Here is a 20,570-nt window from a genome sequence, read left to right on the forward strand (position 1 = left end):
TGTTTGCGCCCAAAGCGGACGCCCGCTGCGCAGCCTTCAATCATTCAAAACATTAATCGCCGCATGCACGCGGTCACGAATATCGTCGCGGTCGAGGCCCGGTTCGATTTCCGGCTGCACTGCATAGGTGATCACACCGCTTTTCTGCACGAATGTATCGCGCGGAGAGACGATGCCGCTATCCAGCGCCACTGGTACAAGCGGCAATCCCATTAATTTGTAGATACCGGCAAAACCGGTTTGCAGCTCTGGTCTTTCGCCATGATGCGCGCGGCTGCCTTCGGCGAAGATGACAATCGGGCGCCCCTCGGCCACAGCGCGCTTGGCCTGTTTGATAATCTGCCGCATCGCCGCGCCACCGCCATTGCGGTCGATCCCCAGAAGCCCGTGCTTTTTGGCAATCCAGCCCCAGAGCGGGATGACCAGCAGCTCTTTCTTGGCAATCACCACCGGTTTGTCGAAAATGCGCAGCAGGTCGATCGTTTCAAACATGCTTTCATGCTTAAAAACATAGAGCAGTGGCTCGTTGCGGATTTCGCCCTTTATCTCGACCCTTATGCCAAGGATCAGGCGCGCGCACAGATAATGATAGCGGCTCCATAACTGCGCCATATAATGGGTGCCGCGCACCGAAAAGACTGCGACCAAGAAGGACAGAATGATAATCGGCGTGGATCCGCCATAGAATAGCGGAATGAAGATGATCGACCGGATTGCTGCCAACATGGCTAAACCCCCGCCAATGCCGCCAGACGGCGCATCAGATATTTATTATATTCCTTGAACAGGGTGCCAAGGCTGGGTGCACTGTGCACCGCATCGGAAATAATGGCGATATCCGCTGGCACGGCCCGCTCCAGCTCCAGCCGCGCCCGCCGCATATGCCAGTCCGATGTGACCAGCCGGATAGATGTATCTTTCCGCCGGGCGGCCCAGCGCGCGGTTTCCAGCGCGTTGGAACGCGTATCTACCGCTTGAAATCCAAGATCGATGCAACAGTCAAACAAGGTCAGATTGCGATCATAGGCCGCCGCCAGTTCACCCGGTTTCACATCCCGGTCTACCCCTGAAATCAATAGGTTTTTGGCTTTATTGGCTTCCAGCAGTTGCAGCGCATGCTCGATCCGCTGCGGCCCGCCGGTCAGCACCACGATAGAATCGGTCTCTACGTTTTCATCTGCCGCCCGCGGCAAATCCACCGCAAACCAGCCAAAGCCGATCATCCAGATCAGGAGCAAGAAACAGAAGAAACGAATTAACATATGATGTGACTACAATATCTTTTTCAGCGCGCCCATGACCGTCATCCGCGCAGTCACCATTGCCAGGATCATCCCCAATATCGGAACGGTACCGATAATCAACCAGCTATACCAGGATAGTCCCAGCGATTGCATGAGCCCGGAGCCCAGAGCCGAGAGCTGCATGCCGAGCAGCAAGATGATCGCCGCACCGCAAACCAGCCCCAATAGTCCGCCAAGCAGCGCATCAAGCGCAATGCGCCGCTGAAACAACCGGCTGATCTGCCGGTCTGTACCGCCGAGCAGATGGATCACTCCGATGGTTTCCTTGTGCGTGTTAAGTGCTGCGCGTGCGGAGATGATCACCGCAGCCGCCGTGGCCAATGCCAGCAACATAACAAGACCAAATGCAATCCACTGCAGCGATTGAATCAAAGACATAACCGGCGCGATCAGGCCGCTGCTGGGTTCAACCCGTGCACTTTCGGCGAGCGGGCTGATCGCTGCGCGCAACGCTTCCAGCTCTCTTTCTCGCGCTGGACGCACCAGCTTCAGGTCGATCAGAGCCGGCATCGGGATGTCTTCCAGCAATCCGCCGGTATCTCCGCCATTCCGCGCCCCGCTTGTCTGGCCCAGCCAGGGTGCAATCAGCTCCTCAATCTCTTCCGGCGGCAAGACGCGCACTTCCTCGACCAATTCCATACCGCGCAGCCGTGCCGCCGCATCGCTGGTTTGCCGCGCCTTGAGATCGGGATTGGCCTCGATAATCTGGACCGTCGCGCGGCTCGACAGTTGCGCAGAGACATTTTGCCCGGCTTCGGCAAAGGCAAGGCCCGCTGCGGTTGCGAGCACCATCAGGAAAATCATGATAGCGATGACCCAGGGCATCGGTCCGGACAAGCGCCCTTCCGGTATCAAGCGGCGATCGTGGCCGGGAATCACAAACAGGTTGAGCATCAGGCCGCTACCTAGGCTCTGTCGCGCGGCAAGGGCGGATTGCGCAGGGATCCGGTCGGGTCCGAAAGCCCGCCTTTTTCGAGCTTCATCATCTGTGCCCCCGGAACTTTGCTGAGCAGGTGAATATCATGGGTGGCGACGACGATGGTCGTGCCCAATGTGTTCAGCGCTTCGAACAATTGCAGCAGGCGCACCGCCATTTCCGGATCAACATTGCCGGTGGGCTCGTCCGCCACCAATATCTCTGGCCGGCCGATAACCGCACGGGCAATTGCAACGCGTTGCTGCTCTCCGCCGGATAATGTGGCTGGACGCGCTTCTGCACGGTCGCCGAGGCCGACCCAGTCGAGCATCTCTGCCACCGGTGTTGTGAGGTCCTTTTCCTTCACTCCGGCCACGCGCAGCGGCAGGGCAATATTGTCAAAAGCAGAAAGATGCGGCACCAGCCGAAAATCCTGAAAGACCACGCCGATGCGCCGGCGAAATCCGGGCAGGCGCTCCCGTGCCATCGTCACGGCATCTTCGCCAAATAGACGGATCAGGCCGCGGCTCGGTCGCTGCGCCAGATAAAGCAGTTTCAGAAGCGATGTTTTGCCGGCACCGGAAGCCCCCGTCAGGAAATAGAAACTGCCGGGATAGAGCGTAAAAGTGAGGTCCGATAACGTCTCGACCCCCGCCCCGTAACGCAGACCGACATTTTCAAATTGAACAATTTCATTCATCGGGATTTTTCATATCGCTTGATCGGGTTGAGACGCATCATATTATGTTGTTCCAATAGGACGTTACCGGCTGATAAATCAACTGCAGCGTATCAATCCGGCAGCCATAGTGACATGAAAACGTGGAAAAAAAGGCACTTGCCTCAAAAGGATCAACCACAGACTTGCAGTTTCCTGGATTGGCGTGTTTAGAGGGACGTCATGATATTGAATTGTCCGGCTTGTAAAACACGTTATCTCGTGCCCGACAGCGCGATTGGCCCGAACGGCCGGTCAGTGCGCTGCGCGTCATGCCGTCATAACTGGTTTCAGGAACCGGCTCCACCAGAACCGGCCCAAGCAGCGGCGCCGACCACACCGTCTGCGCCGGGCGGTGCATCTGCTGCCGGAACTGCACCATCGGGGCCTTCCGCAAAGCCCGACGACAATAGCGCAGCGCCTGCGGCACCAATCGCCCCGCCAACAGCGGCTGTCACGCCGCCTTTTGTGTCCGAAACCAGCAGCTTTGCACATGAACCTCCGTTCAAACCGCGGCGAAATCCGGCCAAGCTATGGACGATTGCCGCGGTTGCTTTTGCCAGCCTTGTCATCATCGGCGGCGGCCTGCTCTATGCCCTTGGTCCGTCAAACTGGTTCGAAAAATATCAAATGGCATCGGTCGACGATACCCCGCTGCTAATCGAACTGAGCAAAAAACAGGATCGCCGCACGCTTCAGGATGGCACGGAATATTTCGCCGCCAGCGGGACCATCATCAATCCGTCCGACACCGACCAGTCGATCCCGCCCATGCTCGTCATTCTGCGCGATGCCAGCGGCCGGATTGTTTACAGTTGGAAAATGAAGGCACCGGCGAAAGAGCTGGCGCCTGGCGCAAAGATCAATTTCAACGAAGCCAAGCTGGATGTGCCGCGTGCGGCGAGCCAGCTTGAAGTTGGCTGGGCGGACGTAAGCCGCGAATAGCGCTGGAAACACCGGAACGGAAATCAGTGGAATTCGGTAACGATCACATGTGGCTGATCGCCGCGAGAGACAGCGCCCAGCGTACGGGCCAGCGGAAAGACATGGCGGCCTTTTCCATCTGATGCCTGTCGTGCCGCCTTTTGCTGGGGCAGATTGCCAAAACGGACCGTCTCTGCACTGATGATGCGGGCGGACGCTGTCGCTTGCGACCGCGCACCGGAATAAGGCGCTGTTTGCGCAGCTGCAGATGTGCATAGCAACATCATGGTCACGGGCATCAGAAAGAATGTTAAGCTGCGCATGGCAACAAGAAAGCGCGCAACACCGCCGCCTGACAAGGTAAATAAAAGGTTAACAGACCAATTTTCCGTTCTCTTACCCCATAAAACGGACGAACCGAGTGAAACTGTATGAGATGGGGACATTTTTGGTCGCCGCGTTAATTGCATCACTGCATGTCGCCCGCTGCAACAATATCTGTTGCGGGCCTATCCACCCTTTGCTAAGGGCACGCGCCTACCAGGGGCTCATGGCCCGGTTCGGATGACAGTGCGGTCGTGGCGGAATTGGTAGACGCGCAGCGTTGAGGTCGCTGTGGGGTTAATACCCCGTGGAAGTTCGAGTCTTCTCGACCGCACCAGTTTTTCTCACGAAAATCCATATGGCTTAATGCTTCCCGCGGCGGCCTGATCGACCCGCCCGCTGTTGCGTCTTGACATCATGTCTATCTGTGTCGCATGTAAATCAATTGATTTAATTGTGGAGCACTGCCGGATGCCCGTTTTAGCAATGGCCGCTTGATGGCTGTCAAAAAGAGTGTTTTTCAGCGGCTGTTCCATTCTCTCCTGTTGCGGAACGGTGCGATCAAAGGCCTGTTACTTTGGCTTGTTTTATTGGTCTTTCTCTTTTTCATGGTCGCCGGGCTGTGGCTGAAATCAGCAATCGATTCCGGCTTTGCGGTTCCTGACGCGGGACCAAATCCGGCGCTGTCCTGGCGCGATATCAATGCGCTGAATGCGATTGCAGACGCACCATTGGATCGGCCTCCGGTAGAGCAAGGCCTTACTCCGAGCTATGATCCCATTGCGTATGATCCCTCTCTGCTGCTCAGCCCGCCGCGTAAATTCGGCCCATGGGCATGGTGGTGGCCCGGTGGCGATATTGATCTGGTGCAAGTAGAAGAGCAACTTGATGAGCTGGCCGCCATGGGGTTTGCCGGGTTCGAGCATGAGGCTTTTGCGGTCAATACCGGCTGGAAAGAGGATCCGGAACTTGCTCGCCGCGTGCTTTCGGTTGGCACGCAGGAGTATTTCCGAAAGCTGGGCCGCGTATTGGAGATGCTGGAAGAACGCGGGATGCAAATTGACTTGGGGGAATCCTCCGGCTGGCCCGCCAATGGACCGCATATCACGCCGGAACGCGGGGTTGCCGACCTCAGCTTTGCGGAGATTTCGGTAAAAGGTGGCAGACTCATCGATATGTCCCTTCCCAAACCCAAGCCGACCTATGCGGATTATCTCCTGTTGGCGCTGGAAATATTCTCGGACGAAGACGTCGTCAATTTCACCCATGATGGCGGAAAGATCGTTTCCGTCTTGGCAGCCAAGCCCATTATCGGTGACCGCAGCCGTTTCTTTTTCAATCTGGATGATCAGCTTCACCTAGATCCCGAATCTGTGATCGATATTACCGATAAAGTGGACGAACAAGGCAAGGTTCGCTGGCAAGCACCCGAGGGAGACTGGCTGATCATTGCCGCCTATCAGCGTCCGTCCGCATCGCTTGGATCCGCCACCACAGGGGCCTATCCGCGAGGCGGCTTTGTGCTCGATCATTTCGACAAGGGCGAAGTCAGAAGGCATCTGGAATTTTCATTCGGCACCGAAACGGGTTTACCGAAAGATTTTGGCAAGGCCGTGCGCGGGATATTTGTCGATAGCGCCGAATTTGCCGTCAACACGCACGTGACATCCGACTTCTTGTCAGAGTTTGAAAATCGCCGCGGATATAATCTGACACCCTTCCTGCCTGCCATTGCCGTAGATGGGCGCCATCATTTTGCCGCCCATGTTCTGGGCCTGAATGCCCAGCCATCCTATGTATTGACCGCACATGATGACAATATCCGCCATGATTATGATCAGACGGTGTCCGACCTCTATATTGAAAATTATCTCGGCGAATTAACGGATTGGTCGAATGCCCAGGGAATGGAATCTGTGGGAGAAGTTTTCGGCCTGAAAATCGATACGATCCGGGCAATGGGACGTTTGGATGTTCCGCAGACGGAGCAACTCTATGCTGGTGGCACCGACCTGTTCCTGAAGCTGGCTTCTGCAGCGGGCGCACTATACGGACGCCCGATTGTGGCGGCCGAGACTTTTGTGTCGGTAGGCCGGGACTATTCGTTTACGCCGCGCCGGCTCAAGATGATGGCTGACAAAGTTTTGTTCAATGGCATCAATCAGATCCACTATCACGGCATCACCTATCCCTGGCAAACCGGCACGGAAGCAATGGGAAAGGTGAACTGGTATCCATGGTCAATGCCAGCGGGCTTGAGCAACATGTCGTCTGCGCTCTCCTTCACTTTCAATGCTACGCCGGACAATATTTTTTGGAAAGATCTTCCGCCGCTGAACACATATATCGCACGCAGCCATTATCTGTTGCGTCAGGGCGTTCCCGACTATGACCTGCTGATCTATTACCCCTTGCTGGGTTTTCCCAACAAGCTGTCCGGCAATGGCTTTGCCGAAGAGCATCTGTACCACGGGCATTTGGCCGATACCGACCCACCATCGATGCAGGCGATAAAGGTGGATGGCAAGAATGGCGCTGACGGAGAAAAGGCCCCCGATCTCAATCCGGATGTCCAATGGCTGCATCAGGTGTGACAACTGACACATGATATCGACGCGCAGGGTGTCACCTGGAACTGGTTCAACAGTCACGCCTTGACGTCAGGTCTAGTGGAATCCGGCAAGCTCCCTGCATCCGGCGCAGCCTATCGGGCGATTCTGGTGCCCTTTGTCGATAAAATGCCGGCTGCGGATATGGAACATCTGCTTAGTCTGGCCGATGCGGGGGCGCAGATTCACATTTTGGGCGAACCGCCTGCCCTGCCGCCGGGATATAACAAATTTTCGGAGCAAAGCGCCCGGCTTGTGCGGGCCTTGCAGCGAGCAAAATCGCACAAGAACGTGACGATCTTCCCCGACGATAGGCGCTATATATCCAGTCTTGCCGCGCTAAGGACAACGGGTCTGCGCTTTTCCGATGCGTCCGGCGCAAGACGCGTGACCCGACAAGTTGGTCCCAATGGCCGGATCGATTTTATCGCGAGTATCTCTCCTGATGATGTTGTGCTCCGATTACAGGGCGATCCCTCGATAGATCGATGGATTTTCAACCCCATGACAGGCGCTGTGGAAGGGTTAGTGCCGGTGAATGATCAGGGTGACTATGTTATGCCGCTGGAGCCTTATGGTTCGCGGTTCATCGTGGAAAACCTTCAACCTCCCGATATTGCCGCGCAAGCCAGATGCCCCGATCGAACGCAAGATCTGGCCCTCAACCAATGGACAGTAGAATCAGAGACTATTGCCAAAGACCTGGTGCTCGACAACCTACCGGATTGGCGAACCGTCGACATTTTGCGCTATCATGATGGACCGGCAGATTACACGACCACATTCAATTTCCCGGGCGGCAAACAATGTGTGCAGCTTGATTTGGGCTTGGTGCAGGGCGCAGCGGAGGTTTACGTCAATAATCGCTATGTTTCGCGCTTGGCCTATCATCCTTTTTCGGTCGACATCGGGAAATTCCTCAATGAAGGTGAAAATGACATTGCGGTCCGGCTGTTCCCTGCCCAGCGCAACGCATTTATCGGCAAGGCGCGCGATGGAGACATCCGCTTTTCACAATTCAAAGATCGTTCGGAAAGCCTTGTTGCAACGGGATTGCTTGGGCCGGTCAAATTGCATTGGCAAAATTGAAAGACCGGCGCCGATCGGCAAACCTATGACGGATGCTTGCATTTACGCGTCAGGAAAAGCGGAGCGCGGTCATGAATGTGTCACCTGTTCACGCGGCATAACAGAGCCGTTCATCCCGAAAGTGGTCATTAACGCAGTGCTTGCCCAACTATAGAGGCTTAAGTCAGCACGGATTTCATGACGTCTGCATTCAATCGCTTGCTTGCTGTATCAAATATTTACGCTGGACCGCCGCTGCTTGGTTTAGAATTTATATTTTGCTGACATCTGGACCTTCTGTAAATTGCCCGATGCACCGTCTTCGATCTGGCGTTTGGCATACATATATTCAATGCCGATATCGAGCGGCGCGACGGGCGAATAGACAATATTGCCGAACACGTTCCAGCTTTCATCGGTGACGAGCCCAGTGGTTAGTAATACCGGATTATCAGCCTTGAAATAGGACCCGGAAATGGTTGAGCGCCATTTGTCGGACCAGAAGTGCCGATAAGCCAGGAAGCCGGAATAGGTGGCGATCGGCGTGAGGCTGCCATCATCGCGCACCGCCGCATCATTGACGATATTCAGCCCAATATAGCGCCCCAGCCCTTCCCCTGCTGTTGCCATGAATTTGAAATCATCGCGCTCACCGATATTGAGCTTGCCGGACAGGCTAAGCCCGTATCCTATCGTACTGTCGTCGATCAGCCCGAAATCATCCTCGTTCACGCGCAGCACCCGTCCAATGGCCGCTGCGGTCAGATGACCGAAATCGCCCGTGTGATTATAGCGAACAACTATATCGGGCAGGCTGTCATCACCAGCTATGATCCGGGCACCCGTCGGCGTTGTGATCGTTGTTTCGGGCTGCTCAAGCGCAATTTGCAGCCCGCCCCTGGTGTAACGGATCATAGGCTGGCGATCGAAAACAGTGCCGGGTGTCGGACCGATAAAGTCCATGGCTTCGGGCAAGGCACTGACATCCTGAAAGGTCGACCAGGTCTGACCGAAGAGCCAGTTGTCGAAGGTTATATAAGCTTGCCGGACGCGCGGCGCAAAGCTGTTGGATATCCGTTCATCCCCGCCGTCGGTCACCATGAAATCGAGCTCAATATGCGATCCGATCTTGTGATCATCGCCAACATCGGTTTCGGTCTTCAGGAAGAAGCGGGTCTGGCGGGCACTGAAATCGGTATCAAAGCCGGAAGATTCTCCGCCGACCGGGATGGCCCCGGGGATTAGAAAATCACGGGCAATACTGCTGGATGCAACCTGGCCGCCGCTGGTCCGTTCGGAGATCACATCCAGTTTGACATAGCCACCGTAAGTGACCCGCGTTTTGCCAACATTAAAGCCATTGGCTTCGTCAGATTTTTCCGCCACCTGCTGTGTCGCCACGGCTTGTTCGGCAACTTTTTGTTCCACAGCGGCAGTGCGCTCTGCCAGAGCGCGGGCGGCCTGAAGCGCCTGCTGCGCCTGTCGCGCGGTGGCGGCATCACCGGAAAGGGACGTCCCTTGATTGGCCGGTTCCTTGGCATCCAATCGTTCAATCAGATTGTTAACCAGCGCTTCCAGACGATCCAGTCGCTCGTTGACATCGCTATTCTCGCTATCCTGTCCCCATGCAGGCGCGGCAGTCAATATCGTCGCTGACATGAGCAGCGTTTTGATCAAACCTCTTCCAGACTTGGTCATGAAACCATCCTCTCTCACCTTTATTTTTGGCGATGATGTCAGCGACGAGGCCGGAAGAAAATTAGCCAATGGTCTATACGACCAATGTCGCATTCAACACGGGCAGGCATTTCGGATATGATGCCATTGATAATCGAAAGCGGGAGGAAGATAATGTCAGACAGTCTGGAAATGGTGGCCGAAACAAATGCCTCTGAACCCATTCCATCACCGCAGGCCGGCGCGGACACCCACTGCCCTTCTTCTGCTTATGCAGCTCTTTATGCGGAGAGTATTTCTGATCCTGATGGTTTTTGGTTGAAGCAGGCTGAGCGTCTGGAGTGGGCGCAGGCGCCGGGTACGATCGCCAACTGGTCTTATGATCCGGTATCGATCAAGTGGTTCGAGGATGGTGTGCTTAATATCTGTCATAATGCGGTGGACCGGCATGTGGCAGCCGGCCGGGGGGATGTGACGGCTTTGATCTTCGAGCCGGATGATCCGGACGGGGAAGGCAGGACGCTTACCTATGCCGAGCTGCAGGCCGAAGTGGTCAAGATGGCCGGCGCGCTGAAGAAGCTGGGCGCGGGCAAGGGTGACCGGGTCACCATCTATATGCCGATGATTGTGGAAGGCGCGGTGGCGATGCTCGCCTGCGCGCGCATTGGCGCGATCCACTCGGTGGTGTTTGGCGGCTTTTCTCCCGAAGCGCTGGCCGGGCGGATTGAAGATTGCAAGAGCAGGTTTGTGGTCTGCGCCGATGGCGGCCTGCGCGGCGGCAAGGGCGTGCCCCTGAAGGCCAATGTCGATGCCGCGCTGGCCAAAGACGGTACAGATGTCGATGCGGTGCTGGTGATTAATCACACGGGCAGCGATATTGCGATGACCGAGGGCCGCGACCACTGGTATCACGAAGTGGCGGCCGATGTGCCCGCGACATGCCCGTGCGAGCCGATGAATGCGGAAGACCCTCTGTTCATTCTCTACACATCCGGCTCGACCGGCAAGCCCAAGGGCGTGCTCCATACCACCGGCGGCTATGCCGTGTGGGTGGCAACCACCTTCCACTATGTCTTTGACTATAAGCCGGGCGAGGTCTTCTGGTGTTCAGCCGATATCGGCTGGGTCACAGGCCATAGCTATATTGTATACGGCCCGCTCATCAACGGCGCGACCGAGGTCATGTTCGAGGGCGTGCCTAACTATCCCGACCATGGCCGCTTCTGGCAAGTGGTTGCCAGGCACAAGGTCAACATCTTCTATACCGCCCCCACCGCCATCCGCGCGCTGATGCGCGAAGGCGATGCTCCGGTCAAAGCGCATGACCGTTCATCCATCCGCCTGCTTGGCACGGTAGGTGAACCGATTAACCCGGAAGCCTGGCGCTGGTATTATGAAGTGGTCGGCGATGGCCAGTCCCCGATAGTCGATACCTGGTGGCAGACAGAGACCGGCGGTATCATGATCACCACTTTGCCCGGCGCGCACGGGATGAAGCCGGGCAGTGCCGGTAAACCCTTCTTCGGTATCCAGCCGCAGCTGGTTGATAATGACGGCGCGGTGCTTGATGGGGCGACCGATGGCAACCTGTGCATCACCGCGAGCTGGCCGGGCCAGGCAAGATCAGTCTACGGTGACCATGAACGCTTCATCCAGACCTATTTCTCCACCTACAAGGGCAAATATTTTACCGGTGATGGCTGCCGAAGAGACGAGGACGATTATTACTGGATTACCGGCCGGGTCGATGATGTGATCAATGTCTCGGGTCACCGCATGGGCACCGCCGAGGTGGAAAGCGCGCTGGTATCCCACCCCAAGGTCGCCGAAGCCGCCGTGGTGGGCTATCCGCACGACATCAAGGGCCAGGGCATTTACTGCTATGTCACGCTCAATGCCGGTGAGGAAGCCAGCGACGCGTTTGCCGCAGAGCTCAGAAACCATGTCCGCACAGAGATCGGCCCCATTGCCACGCCCGACCATCTCCACTTCACCCCGGCACTGCCCAAAACCCGCTCCGGCAAGATCATGCGGCGCATCCTGCGCAAAATAGCCGAAAACGACTATGCAACACTCGGTGACACCTCAACCCTTGCAGATCCAAACGTCGTCGATACACTCATCAAAGGAAGAATGAATAGGTAGGATATGGCCCGAATCATTATCGCCGATGACCATCCCCTGTTTCGGGGCGCGCTCTGTCAGGCGGTGCTGAAACTATGGCCAAAGGCGGAGCTGGTGGAGGCGGAAACCGTGGCCGCGGCCCGCGATGCCGCCGATGCCGCACCGGCGGACCTGCTGCTGCTTGATTTGCACATGGAGGACAGCGACGGGTTGACCGCTCTGCTGGATTTCCGTCACGATTTTCCGGCGCTTCCCGTGGTCGTTGTATCGGCCAGCGAAGAAAGCCGCGTCGTACGCGCTTGCCAGAGCCTGGGGGCGTCGGGTTTTATTCCGAAATCTGTCGATCTGGATGTCATGCGCGAGGCGCTGTCACAGATTCGCGATGGCGATGTCTGGTTTGATGCGGACGTCATCGAAAATGAAGACGATGTTATGCTGTTCGCGAAGCTGGCCAGCCTGACCCCGGCGCAACGACGCATTTTGAACCTGGTCAGCGAAGGCATGCTGAACAAGCAAATCGCATATCAAATGGAGATTAGCGAGGCGACCGTGAAAGCGCATATTACCGCGATTTTCCGCAAGCTGGACGTTGTCAATCGAACGCAGGCCGTGCTTGTCGCCAAACAGCTGGACGTGGAATTGCCTGAAGTCAAATCGGTCTAGCCGCGGGATTTTCGCAGCAATTGGCTGATCAACGCGCGCAGCGCAGCAGGCGGGGCTGGCTTGATCAAACGCTCCACTGCCAGTGTTTCTGCCACCTGTCTGGTGCGATCGGAATCTTCCGCCGTTACCAATATGGCCGGAGGGCGCTTTTGCCATATATCGATCAGCTTTTCGAATAACCGGTCGCCCGTCCAGCCGTCGTCCAGTTGATAGTCGAAAATCACCAGGTCAGGCGGATCGGCAAAAGCCTCGCAGGCCTGCTCCGGTCCCAAGGCGGTTTTGATGTCGCAGCCCCAGCGTTCAAGCAACGCGGACAGCGCATCCAGAGCAGCCTGATCATTGTCGACATAGAGCACGGTCTTGCCCGCTAGTTCGGAAGCGTTTGATTTCCGGCTACTGACCGGTTTGGTGGCGCTGGCCTGCGCTGCGGTTTTGTTGATGCGCAGAGAAAATATGCTCCCCTTGCCCGGTGCCGATTCAACCGCAATCGCGCTATTTAGCAGTCCGGCGATGCGCTGGGATATGGACAGCCCCAAACCCGCACCTTCCTTTTTGATATGCGATCCGACTTGTTGGAATTCTTCAAAAATCTTTTCATGTTGCGCTTTTTCGATACCCACCCCTGTATCGGTCACACGGATCTCGACATCATCGGACTTGCTCTTGGCGGCGAGAGAAACTGAGCCGTTCTCGGTATAGCGAACAGCGTTGGATACAAGATTCTGGAGAATGCTGAGCAGCAAATTGCGATCCGTTTCGACCCACAGATCGGTTTGTTCGACATGCAGTTCCAGACCCTTTTCCCTGGCCGCGCGGTTAAATTCCGACCGCAGATCATCGAACAGCGGCGCCAATGGGAAACGGGTTATTTTCGGCTGGAGGCCGCCGCTATCCAGCCTTGATATGTCGAGCAGGGCGCGCAGCAATCGGTCCGCCATTTCGATAGAACGATCAATATCATGCGCCAGTTTCTTGGCTCTGGGTTGCTGCGTGCCGATCTCTTCATCCAGCGCGGATGTGAATAATCTGGCCGCGTTTAAAGGCTGCACAAGGTCATGGCTGGCCGCAGCCAGAAAGCGGGTTTTGGAACGGGTTGCCTTTTCCAGCGCGCTATTGGCATCGGTCAGCTGTTTGGTGCGCTCCTCGACCTTGGCCTCCAGCGCCTGTTCTGATCGCCTGTCTGCGGTAATGTCGGTATAGCTTGTAACATAGCCGCCTGTTGATGTTGGGTTGCCCAATATACGCAAGATCCGGCCATCGGCCTGTTCGCGCTCCTGACCATGTTTGCGGCCCGCACGCATATGGCCGAGACGCTTGGCGACTTCGGCGGTCACATGATCTTCACCCACACCGTTGCGGCGCACATTATAGCTGATCAGATCGGCGATCGGACGGCCAATGGTGACCAGATCATCTGGCAGCGCGAACATGTCGACATAGCGGCTGTTCCAGGCAACCAGCTGCATGTCCTTGTCCACCACCGCGACGCCCTGATCAATATTTTCAATCGCTGTCTGCAGCAGTTCTCCGCTAAATTGCAGGCGCTGGGAAGTTTCGTCAAACATGGCCACCACCTGTTCCAGCGGAATCGGGTCGCCCTCCATTGTCGAACCGATAATTGCCCTGGCGGAAGAGGCGCCGAGCACGCCGGAAAGCTGTCGTTCGACCATTTCAATCAGATCTCCGTCGGCGGGATCCAGATCGGAATAGGTGCGGCCGACCTTCTGGCCCAGATGCTGCATCGCCGTGCGACTGCGTTCGCCGCCAACAAACTGCCGGAGCAGCAACCGGTAATCTGCAACACGCATTTTTTCAGGCGCGCGGCTGCCATCTGCGGCCCGATATTCCATCGCAACAAACGCTGCTGACTGGGCCTTGTCGATAATATTCGCCTGACTGTTGAGCGAGAACAGGATGTAAGCGGCGATATTGAGGGTCAGACTGATGATGACCGCCGAGACCAGACGGTCCTCGGCAATCTGGATGACCGGGCTGGCATCCATATAGGTCGGGACAATCAGCAGCACGAGCCATGCCGAAAAGCCCAACAGGAGCCCGGCGATCATCCCGATCCGGTTACCCTGCTTCCAGAACAGTCCGCCAATCAGTCCGGGCGCAAACTGCGAAACAGCGGCAAAAGAAACGGTACCCAAACCGGCCAGTGTCGAAGCGCTGCTAATCGTGCGATAATAGAGATAGGCGAAAAACAGCAGCCCGATAATGGTCAGCCGCCTTATCCACAGCAACGACTGGCCAAGCGCCGCATGATTGGTTTTGCGGCGATAGAAAAGCGGCACGATCAAGTCGTTGGTAATCATACCCGATAGTGCCACGGTCGTAACGATCACCATTCCGGTAGCCGCTGAAAAACCGCCGATAAAGACCAATATGGCAAGCCAGTCAGCCCCCATGCTAAGCGGCAGCGCCAGCATCAGCATATCGGGACTTATCTGGCTGGCGGACAGCAGCGACGTCCCCGCCAGGGTGATCGGGAACACCACCAGAGCGATCAGGACAAGATAGGCGGGAAAAACATAGCGCATCAATCGATCGGGCTTGTCTTTCTGGGCCTCGACGATGGTCATGTGAAACTGGCGCGGCAAACACAGGGCCGCACAGGCAGAAATCAGCGTCAGCACAAGGAAGCGGCTATCAAACTGGTCCGCGTGAAAAATATCATTGAAGCCGTCCGTCACATTGCTCTGCATGGCGCCATTCCCGGCGAAGAGAAGAAGCGCGAAGGCGGCGACCGCCAGCAAGGCCAGCATTTTAACAATGGCTTCGGCGGCGATGGTCAGCACCATCCCGCGATTATGCTGCGTCAGATCTATCTGGCGCGCGCCGAACAAAATCGAGAATAGCGCCATGATCGCGGCCACGCCCAGCACGACATCATCCGGATTCACTGCTGCACCGATATCGGGAGACAGCGCAAACAGGGTCTGACCGACAGATTTTAACTGCAACGCGACATAGGGCAAAAGGCCTACCGTGGCGATGACCGTAATCAGGGCGGCCACCGCGCCGCTTTTCCCGTAGCGCGTCGAAAGGAAATCCGCGATGGACGTGCTGTGATGCGATTTGCCGAGCTGCAGCGTCCGCGCGACAATAGCATAACCCAGAGTGAACAATAATATCGGACCGAGATAGATGGGCAGAAAATGCCACCCGCTGGAAATCGCCGTGCCGACCGCCCCATAAAATGTCCAGCTGGTGCAATAGACCGCCAGCGACAATCCGTAGATCCATGATTGCGCGCGCGGCCCCGGCACCAGACGCCCGCCATCGCCCTTTAACGCCAGCCAGAACAAGCCGGCGGAATAGAGCACCGAAACGGCAAGCGCGATCCACAAGATCATATTTCTCTCCCCCACCACTTAAAGCAAAAATAAAGGGCGACGCCAAGCGCCGCCCTTTCACCCCGGGAAGACAGGGTATCAATGCGCTGCGGCATCTCCGGCTCCGCGCGGTACGCGGATCGAGTCGATCAGCTTGCGCACTTCGACGGGCGGAGAGTCTGTCATCTTCGACACCGCAATGGCGATGGCGAAGTTGAGGATCATTCCGACAACACCAATGCCCTCTGGCGAGATGCCGAACAGCCAGTTGGCCGCGACATTGGCATCCGGTGCCACCAGCTTGAAATAGGCGATATAGCTGAACGTAAACACCAGTCCGCTGACCATCCCGGCAATCGCGCCTTCCTTGTTCATCGACTTTGAGAAGATGCCCATGAAGATGGCGGGGAACAGCGATGCTGCCGCCAGACCGAAGGCAAAGGCGACCACTTGCGCAACCCATCCCGGCGGATAGATGCCAAGATAGCCCGCCACCACAATCGCCGCTGTCGCTGCGATACGCGCCGCCAGCAATTCGCCTTTTTCGGTGATTTGCGGCCGGAAGGTGCTCTTCAGCAAGTCATGGCTGATCGATGACGAGATCACCAGCAGCAAGCCCGCCGCCGTGGACAGGGCCGCCGCCAGACCGCCAGCCGCGACCAGCGCAATCACCCAGCCGGGCAGATTGGCAATTTCCGGATTGGCGAGCACCATGATGTCCCGGTCCACATAAACCTCGTTGGTGCTGTCCTCATTGGGAGGATTGGTCACCATCCGCTGACCAGCGGTACCGGTGGTGTCGGCATAGGAAGGGCTGCCCTTGAAGGCATCGCCGCTGCTTAGCTGCATAACGCCGTCGCCATTCTTGTCATAGAAAGCGATCAGGTCATTATTTTCCCAGTTTTTGAACCAGGCCGGCGCCTTGGCATATTCTGTCTGGTCAACCGTTTCGATAAAGTTGATCCGGGCAAAAGCGCCAACCGCAGGAGCCGTGGTGTAAAGCAAGGCGATGAAGATCAGCGCCCAGCCTGCCGACTTGCGGGCATCCGAAGCCTTGGGAACGGTGAAGAAGCGCACGATGACATGCGGCAACCCGGCAGTCCCAACCATCAGCGCTGCTGTAATGCAGAACACGTCGATCATCGATTTGGACCCGTCGGTATAGGCGCCGAAGCCCATATCCTGTAGCACCAGATCCAGTTTCTGCAGCACATATAGCCCCGACCCGTCATTGACCGTGGATCCCAGTCCCAGTTGCGGGATCGGGTTGCCGGTGACCAGAAAGCTGATGAAGAAGGCGGGAACCATATAGGCAAAGATCAGCACGCAATATTGTGCGACCTGCGTATAGGTAATGCCCTTCATCCCGCCGAGCACGGCATAGAAGAAAACAATGCCCATGCCGATAATCACACCCATGGTAATCGGCACATCCAGAAAACGGGAAAAGACGATACCCACCCCGCGCATCTGACCGGCAATATAGGTGAAGCTAATGAAAATCAGACAGATTACCGCCACCACCCGCGCTGTTTTGGAATAGTAACGCGTTCCGATAAAGTCCGGCACCGTAAACTGGCCGAACTTGCGCAGATAGGGCGCAAGCAAAAGGGCCAGCATCACATAGCCGCCGGTCCAGCCCATCAGATAGACCGAGCCGTCATAACCGGAAAAGGCGATGATACCCGCCATCGAGATAAAGCTTGCCGCCGACATCCAGTCAGCTGCGGTTGCCATGCCGTTAACGACCGGATTGACCCCGCCGCCGGCGACATAAAATTCCTTGGTCGATCCTGCCCGTGACCATATCGCAATCCCGATATAGAGCGAGAAGGACAGGCCGACGAAAATATAGATGAGTGTTTGCGTATCCATGTCAGCCCCCCTCAATCGTCAAGATCATATTTGCGTTCGATCTTTTTCATCTTCCATGTGTAGTAAAAGATGAGCAGAACGAAGACGTAGATGGAGCCCTGCTGGGCAAACCAGAAGCCGAGCGGATAACCGCCAAGCGAAAACTGGTCGAGAAAATCGCGGAACAATATGCCCGCGCCAAAGGATACGACAAACCAGATCGCCATTAACGACCAGAGCAGACGGAGATTCTCCGACCAGTAGGCCTTTTCATTTGCATTGGTTTCCGTGTCTGGTTCCGGTCCGCTGTCGTTCGGCTCCGGCACCGATGGATCATTGTCAGTCATGGCATCCTCCCCTTCCTTGTTTCACATCATGACCGGTTTCTGGCCATTATCGAGAAAGCTAGTGGAGATCGAAAATTTTGATAGAGAGACTTTGGTCTAATATGCGCGCGCAAGGACTTCAGCCCCGCATCAGCACGTCTTCCATCATCAGATTTTCGGTCCGGCGGCGCGCGCATTGGGCAAGAAACAGTTCCGCACAGGCCATGGCATCCGTCAGGCCATCATGGGCGCGGTAATAGGGCAAACCATATTGCGCCCGCAATTTGCCTAACCGCAAACCATCGGCAGTCCGCTCTTTCGGAAACCACCTGTCTTCCAGTTGCATGGTGCAGATGAAGCGCCCGACAAAGGGCGCTCCGAAGCAGCGCAGGCAGGCGGCATTCAGAAAGGCCTGTTCGATGATCGCTGCATGGGCGAGGATCGCCGATCCCTTCAGATCAGCAAGCAACGTTTCCAACACATCCCGCTCGGACTGTCCTTCCGCAGCGGCATCGTCGGTAATCCGGTGAATAACCACTGCCGAGCCCTGAAGCTTGTTCCCTGCACGGATACGCAGCCTCCGGGCGCTGCCCAGCTTTACCGCGCCGCCGTCAACGGCAACCCATCCCGCTTCGAGCAGCTGGGCATCTTCCGCCAACCCGTCGCTTTCAAAATCAAGAGCGATCAGCGGCGTATCCTCCAGCAGATTATCAGTTGGCAAAAGAGCATCATAATAGCCCGCCATCGGGGTCGACTGCGCCGCTGCTTTCGCCTGCTGCCAGCGCGCGGCAAAGCGTTTCTCCTGGAACCAGTTTTGCCAGCCCAGTTTCACTGGATATTGCCGGCATATTTGCGGCTGACAATATCCATGTGATCACGGATGACGCGAAACGCATCCTTGAGATGTTCTCGCTCAAACCGGGACAACAGCTCCGGCGAGAGATTATTGGTCGGTGCCGCGCCTTGCCGGATCTGTCCGGATTGATGGCGAAACCGGACGCTGCGGATAAACTCGAACGAGTCGATGATATCCGAAACCGCGTCCTGGCTGAGCGCGCCCTTTTCGGCCGCTTTCCGCAGGCGCTCTTCGCTGTTCACTTCGCTTAACCCCAGCGCCAGCGCATAGACCCGGGCAATGTCGACCACCGGCGCAATCGCCTGATGTTTCAGGTCAAGCACATCGCCCTCTCTCTCGTCATGCTGCAACAGGAAATTCCGGAAAAAACCCAACGGAACCCTGGTATGGGCTGCGGCCCTTGCAATGAAAGACAGGAATATTTTGTTGGCGCTGCTCCACGCGAAAATCTGCTCACGCAAGCTGTCAACCAGCTCTTCCCTGCCCGCGACGCATCTCATGTCGAAGAAAATGGTGGTGTTGAGGACATTTTCCGGATCGGGCTTGGCAATCCAGTTGCGGTAACGCTCTTTCCAGACAGAAAGGGGCTGCCGCCATTTGTCATTGGTCGCCATGATATCGCCCGGACAATAGACATAACCGGCGCTGTTCAGACCATCGCACAAGAGGGTTGCAAGTTTTTCAAAATAATCGCCATGCGCCCGAGCATCATAGCTGTCGTCCAGAATGAATCCGTTATCCTGATCCGATCCGCCGGCCTGTTCCTGTCGTGCAAGCGAGCCGAATACCACCAGCGCATAGGGTACCGGCGGCGGTCCCAATTGATCCTCGGCCAGCTTGAGCAGCTGGCTATGGGTTGTCTCGCCGATATTCGAGACAAAGCGCGCGACATTGCCGGCATCAACGCCCGATTCCGTGAGATGCGCCAATACCGCATCCACACGCCGGGCCGCCCTGGCAATTGCCGCTGCGTCCGTTGCCGCCTTGATCTCCGCGACCACTTGCAATGCATTCATGCCGAATCGGTTGAGCAGGTCGCTGGAGCTGATCACGCCGACAATCGCATTCGCGCTGTTCACGACCGGCATATGATGGATATTGTGCTGCGACATGAGCAGCATGGCGGAAAGCAAGTGGTCATCAGGTGCCATCGTAATCAGGTCGGTGGTCATCACCCGGGATACGGGCTCGGACACCGGGACATCCTGTCCCAGCACCCGGCGCCGCAAATCCTTGTCGGTGATTATCCCGACCAGTTTGCCCTGATCGATCAGGGGCAAGGTGGAAACATCGGCACGGGTCATCAGTTTCGCGGCATCGCTAATGCTGTCGCGCGGGCTGGCCGTAATGACTTCCTTGCGGCGCAGCAGGCTGCCCAGTTTGACCGCGATCATGGCCGCATCGCCATTGCCTTTTTCAGACTGCCGCAAACCGGCTACTGCCAGACGCAGGCGCTGCGCCTCATCCTTGGCAAAGAAAGCCTTGAGCATGTCATGGCTTTCCAACAGCTTCAGAAACGCGGCCTTGGGGAGCTGATAGATCAGGCTGTCTTCGTGCGCGACGACCTGATTGCGGGTCCGTTCGTGATGGAGCAGCGACGGATAGCCAAAGACACCGCCTTCGCCCAATCGATGACTGAGCTCCGTTCCGCCCAGGCGCAATTCTACAGCGCCGGACCGGACGATACTCAGCAGATCATTTTCTTTGCCCGCATCAATGATGATCGTGCCACGGGGAAAATACCGTATCTCGATTTTCCTCGCCAGCGACGCGATGACGCTGACAGAAAGACGGTCAAACGGCGCATGGCGCCCCAAAAACGATATGACTTCCTCAATTTCCACAGAAATCTCCTTCCCCCGTTTTACA

At 56.6% G+C, this 20,570-nt stretch carries 17 protein-coding genes and 1 tRNA gene; 6 read left to right on the top strand and 12 right to left on the bottom strand.

The annotated features are described in order from the left end of the window. Nucleotides 1-36: 36 nt before the first annotated feature. From ACO6S1_RS04755 to ftsE, 4 genes are read right to left on the bottom strand one after another with little or no spacing between them, the layout of a single operon-like run. Entirely contained in the window at nucleotides 37-726 is a 690-nt protein-coding gene (locus ACO6S1_RS04755; RefSeq protein ID WP_422345182.1) for a lysophospholipid acyltransferase family protein, read from the bottom strand. Nucleotides 727-728: 2 nt separating this feature from the next. Then, a complete protein-coding gene (locus tag ACO6S1_RS04760; RefSeq protein ID WP_422345183.1) occupies nucleotides 729-1,262 on the bottom strand; it encodes a YdcF family protein in 534 nt (177 codons plus the stop codon). A 9-nt stretch (nucleotides 1,263-1,271) separates the two neighbouring features. Next, nucleotides 1,272-2,198, bottom strand: coding sequence for a cell division protein FtsX (locus ACO6S1_RS04765; protein ID WP_422345184.1), 927 nt, complete (start codon nucleotides 2,196-2,198; stop codon nucleotides 1,272-1,274). Nucleotides 2,199-2,209: 11 nt separating this feature from the next. Then, on the bottom strand, nucleotides 2,210-2,920 hold the full coding sequence (ftsE, locus tag ACO6S1_RS04770; protein ID WP_422345185.1) for a cell division ATP-binding protein FtsE: 711 nt from the start codon (nucleotides 2,918-2,920) through the stop codon (nucleotides 2,210-2,212). A 201-nt stretch (nucleotides 2,921-3,121) separates the two neighbouring features. Between ftsE and ACO6S1_RS04775 the strand changes: the two genes are divergently transcribed. Further along, nucleotides 3,122-3,883 carry a zinc-ribbon domain-containing protein gene (locus ACO6S1_RS04775; RefSeq protein WP_422345186.1) on the top strand — a complete coding sequence of 254 codons (762 nt, stop codon included), beginning with the start codon at nucleotides 3,122-3,124 and terminating at the stop codon, nucleotides 3,881-3,883. A 23-nt stretch (nucleotides 3,884-3,906) separates the two neighbouring features. Here the strand turns inward: ACO6S1_RS04775 and ACO6S1_RS04780 are convergent, their stop codons facing one another. Then, nucleotides 3,907-4,308, bottom strand: a complete 402-nt coding sequence (locus ACO6S1_RS04780) for a hypothetical protein (RefSeq protein WP_422345187.1) — start codon at nucleotides 4,306-4,308, stop codon at nucleotides 3,907-3,909. Nucleotides 4,309-4,434: 126 nt separating this feature from the next. Between ACO6S1_RS04780 and ACO6S1_RS04785 the strand changes: the two genes are divergently transcribed. Then, a tRNA-Leu gene (locus ACO6S1_RS04785) sits at nucleotides 4,435-4,523 on the top strand. A gap of 7 nt (nucleotides 4,524-4,530) precedes the next feature. Here the strand turns inward: ACO6S1_RS04785 and ACO6S1_RS04790 are convergent. After that, the gene (locus ACO6S1_RS04790; protein ID WP_422345188.1) at nucleotides 4,531-4,722 is read right to left on the bottom strand and encodes a hypothetical protein; all 192 of its coding nucleotides are present in this window, start codon (nucleotides 4,720-4,722) and stop codon (nucleotides 4,531-4,533) included. Between the two features lie 54 nt (nucleotides 4,723-4,776). Between ACO6S1_RS04790 and ACO6S1_RS04795 the strand changes: the two genes are divergently transcribed. Together ACO6S1_RS04795 and ACO6S1_RS04800 are read left to right on the top strand one after the other, a co-directional pair. Further along, the gene (locus ACO6S1_RS04795; RefSeq protein ID WP_422345189.1) at nucleotides 4,777-6,780 is read left to right on the top strand and encodes a glycosyl hydrolase; all 2,004 of its coding nucleotides are present in this window, start codon (nucleotides 4,777-4,779) and stop codon (nucleotides 6,778-6,780) included. 60 nt (nucleotides 6,781-6,840) lie between these two features. Beyond that, nucleotides 6,841-7,884 (top strand): sugar-binding domain-containing protein, encoded by a 1,044-nt coding sequence (locus ACO6S1_RS04800; protein ID WP_422345190.1) that lies wholly within the window; start codon nucleotides 6,841-6,843, stop codon nucleotides 7,882-7,884. Between the two features lie 243 nt (nucleotides 7,885-8,127). Here ACO6S1_RS04800 and ACO6S1_RS04805 read toward each other — a convergent pair whose 3' ends face one another. After that, nucleotides 8,128-9,561 (bottom strand): DcaP family trimeric outer membrane transporter, encoded by a 1,434-nt coding sequence (locus tag ACO6S1_RS04805; protein WP_422345191.1) that lies wholly within the window; start codon nucleotides 9,559-9,561, stop codon nucleotides 8,128-8,130. Between the two features lie 153 nt (nucleotides 9,562-9,714). Between ACO6S1_RS04805 and acs the strand changes: the two genes are divergently transcribed. Both acs and ACO6S1_RS04815 read left to right on the top strand, forming a co-directional pair. Continuing rightward, nucleotides 9,715-11,685, top strand: a complete 1,971-nt coding sequence (gene acs, locus ACO6S1_RS04810) for an acetate--CoA ligase (protein WP_422345192.1) — start codon at nucleotides 9,715-9,717, stop codon at nucleotides 11,683-11,685. 3 nt (nucleotides 11,686-11,688) lie between these two features. Then, nucleotides 11,689-12,327: a LuxR C-terminal-related transcriptional regulator gene (locus ACO6S1_RS04815; protein ID WP_422345193.1), complete on the top strand. Its 639-nt coding sequence runs from the start codon at nucleotides 11,689-11,691 to the stop codon at nucleotides 12,325-12,327. Here ACO6S1_RS04815 and ACO6S1_RS04820 read toward each other — a convergent pair. The 5 genes from ACO6S1_RS04820 to ACO6S1_RS04840 form a co-directional block, all read right to left on the bottom strand. Then, complete coding sequence (locus ACO6S1_RS04820; RefSeq protein WP_422345194.1) at nucleotides 12,324-15,686, bottom strand: PAS-domain containing protein; 3,363 nt, start codon at nucleotides 15,684-15,686, stop codon at nucleotides 12,324-12,326. The genes ACO6S1_RS04815 and ACO6S1_RS04820 overlap by 4 nt on opposite strands. Nucleotides 15,687-15,764: 78 nt before the next feature. After that, entirely contained in the window at nucleotides 15,765-17,540 is a 1,776-nt protein-coding gene (locus ACO6S1_RS04825; RefSeq protein ID WP_422345195.1) for a sodium:solute symporter family protein, read from the bottom strand. 11 nt (nucleotides 17,541-17,551) lie between these two features. Beyond that, on the bottom strand, nucleotides 17,552-17,866 hold the full coding sequence (locus ACO6S1_RS04830) for a DUF4212 domain-containing protein (RefSeq protein WP_422345196.1): 315 nt from the start codon (nucleotides 17,864-17,866) through the stop codon (nucleotides 17,552-17,554). Between the two features lie 118 nt (nucleotides 17,867-17,984). Beyond that, entirely contained in the window at nucleotides 17,985-18,677 is a 693-nt protein-coding gene (locus ACO6S1_RS04835; protein ID WP_422345197.1) for an exonuclease domain-containing protein, read from the bottom strand. Then, nucleotides 18,674-20,545 carry a DUF294 nucleotidyltransferase-like domain-containing protein gene (locus ACO6S1_RS04840; protein WP_422345198.1) on the bottom strand — a complete coding sequence of 624 codons (1,872 nt, stop codon included), beginning with the start codon at nucleotides 20,543-20,545 and terminating at the stop codon, nucleotides 18,674-18,676. The genes ACO6S1_RS04835 and ACO6S1_RS04840 overlap by 4 nt, the downstream gene beginning before the upstream one ends. Nucleotides 20,546-20,570: the final 25 nt, after the last annotated feature.

Origin of the sequence: Parasphingorhabdus sp., assembly GCF_965233695.1 — a bacterium.
Classification (GTDB): domain Bacteria; phylum Pseudomonadota; class Alphaproteobacteria; order Sphingomonadales; family Sphingomonadaceae; genus Parasphingorhabdus.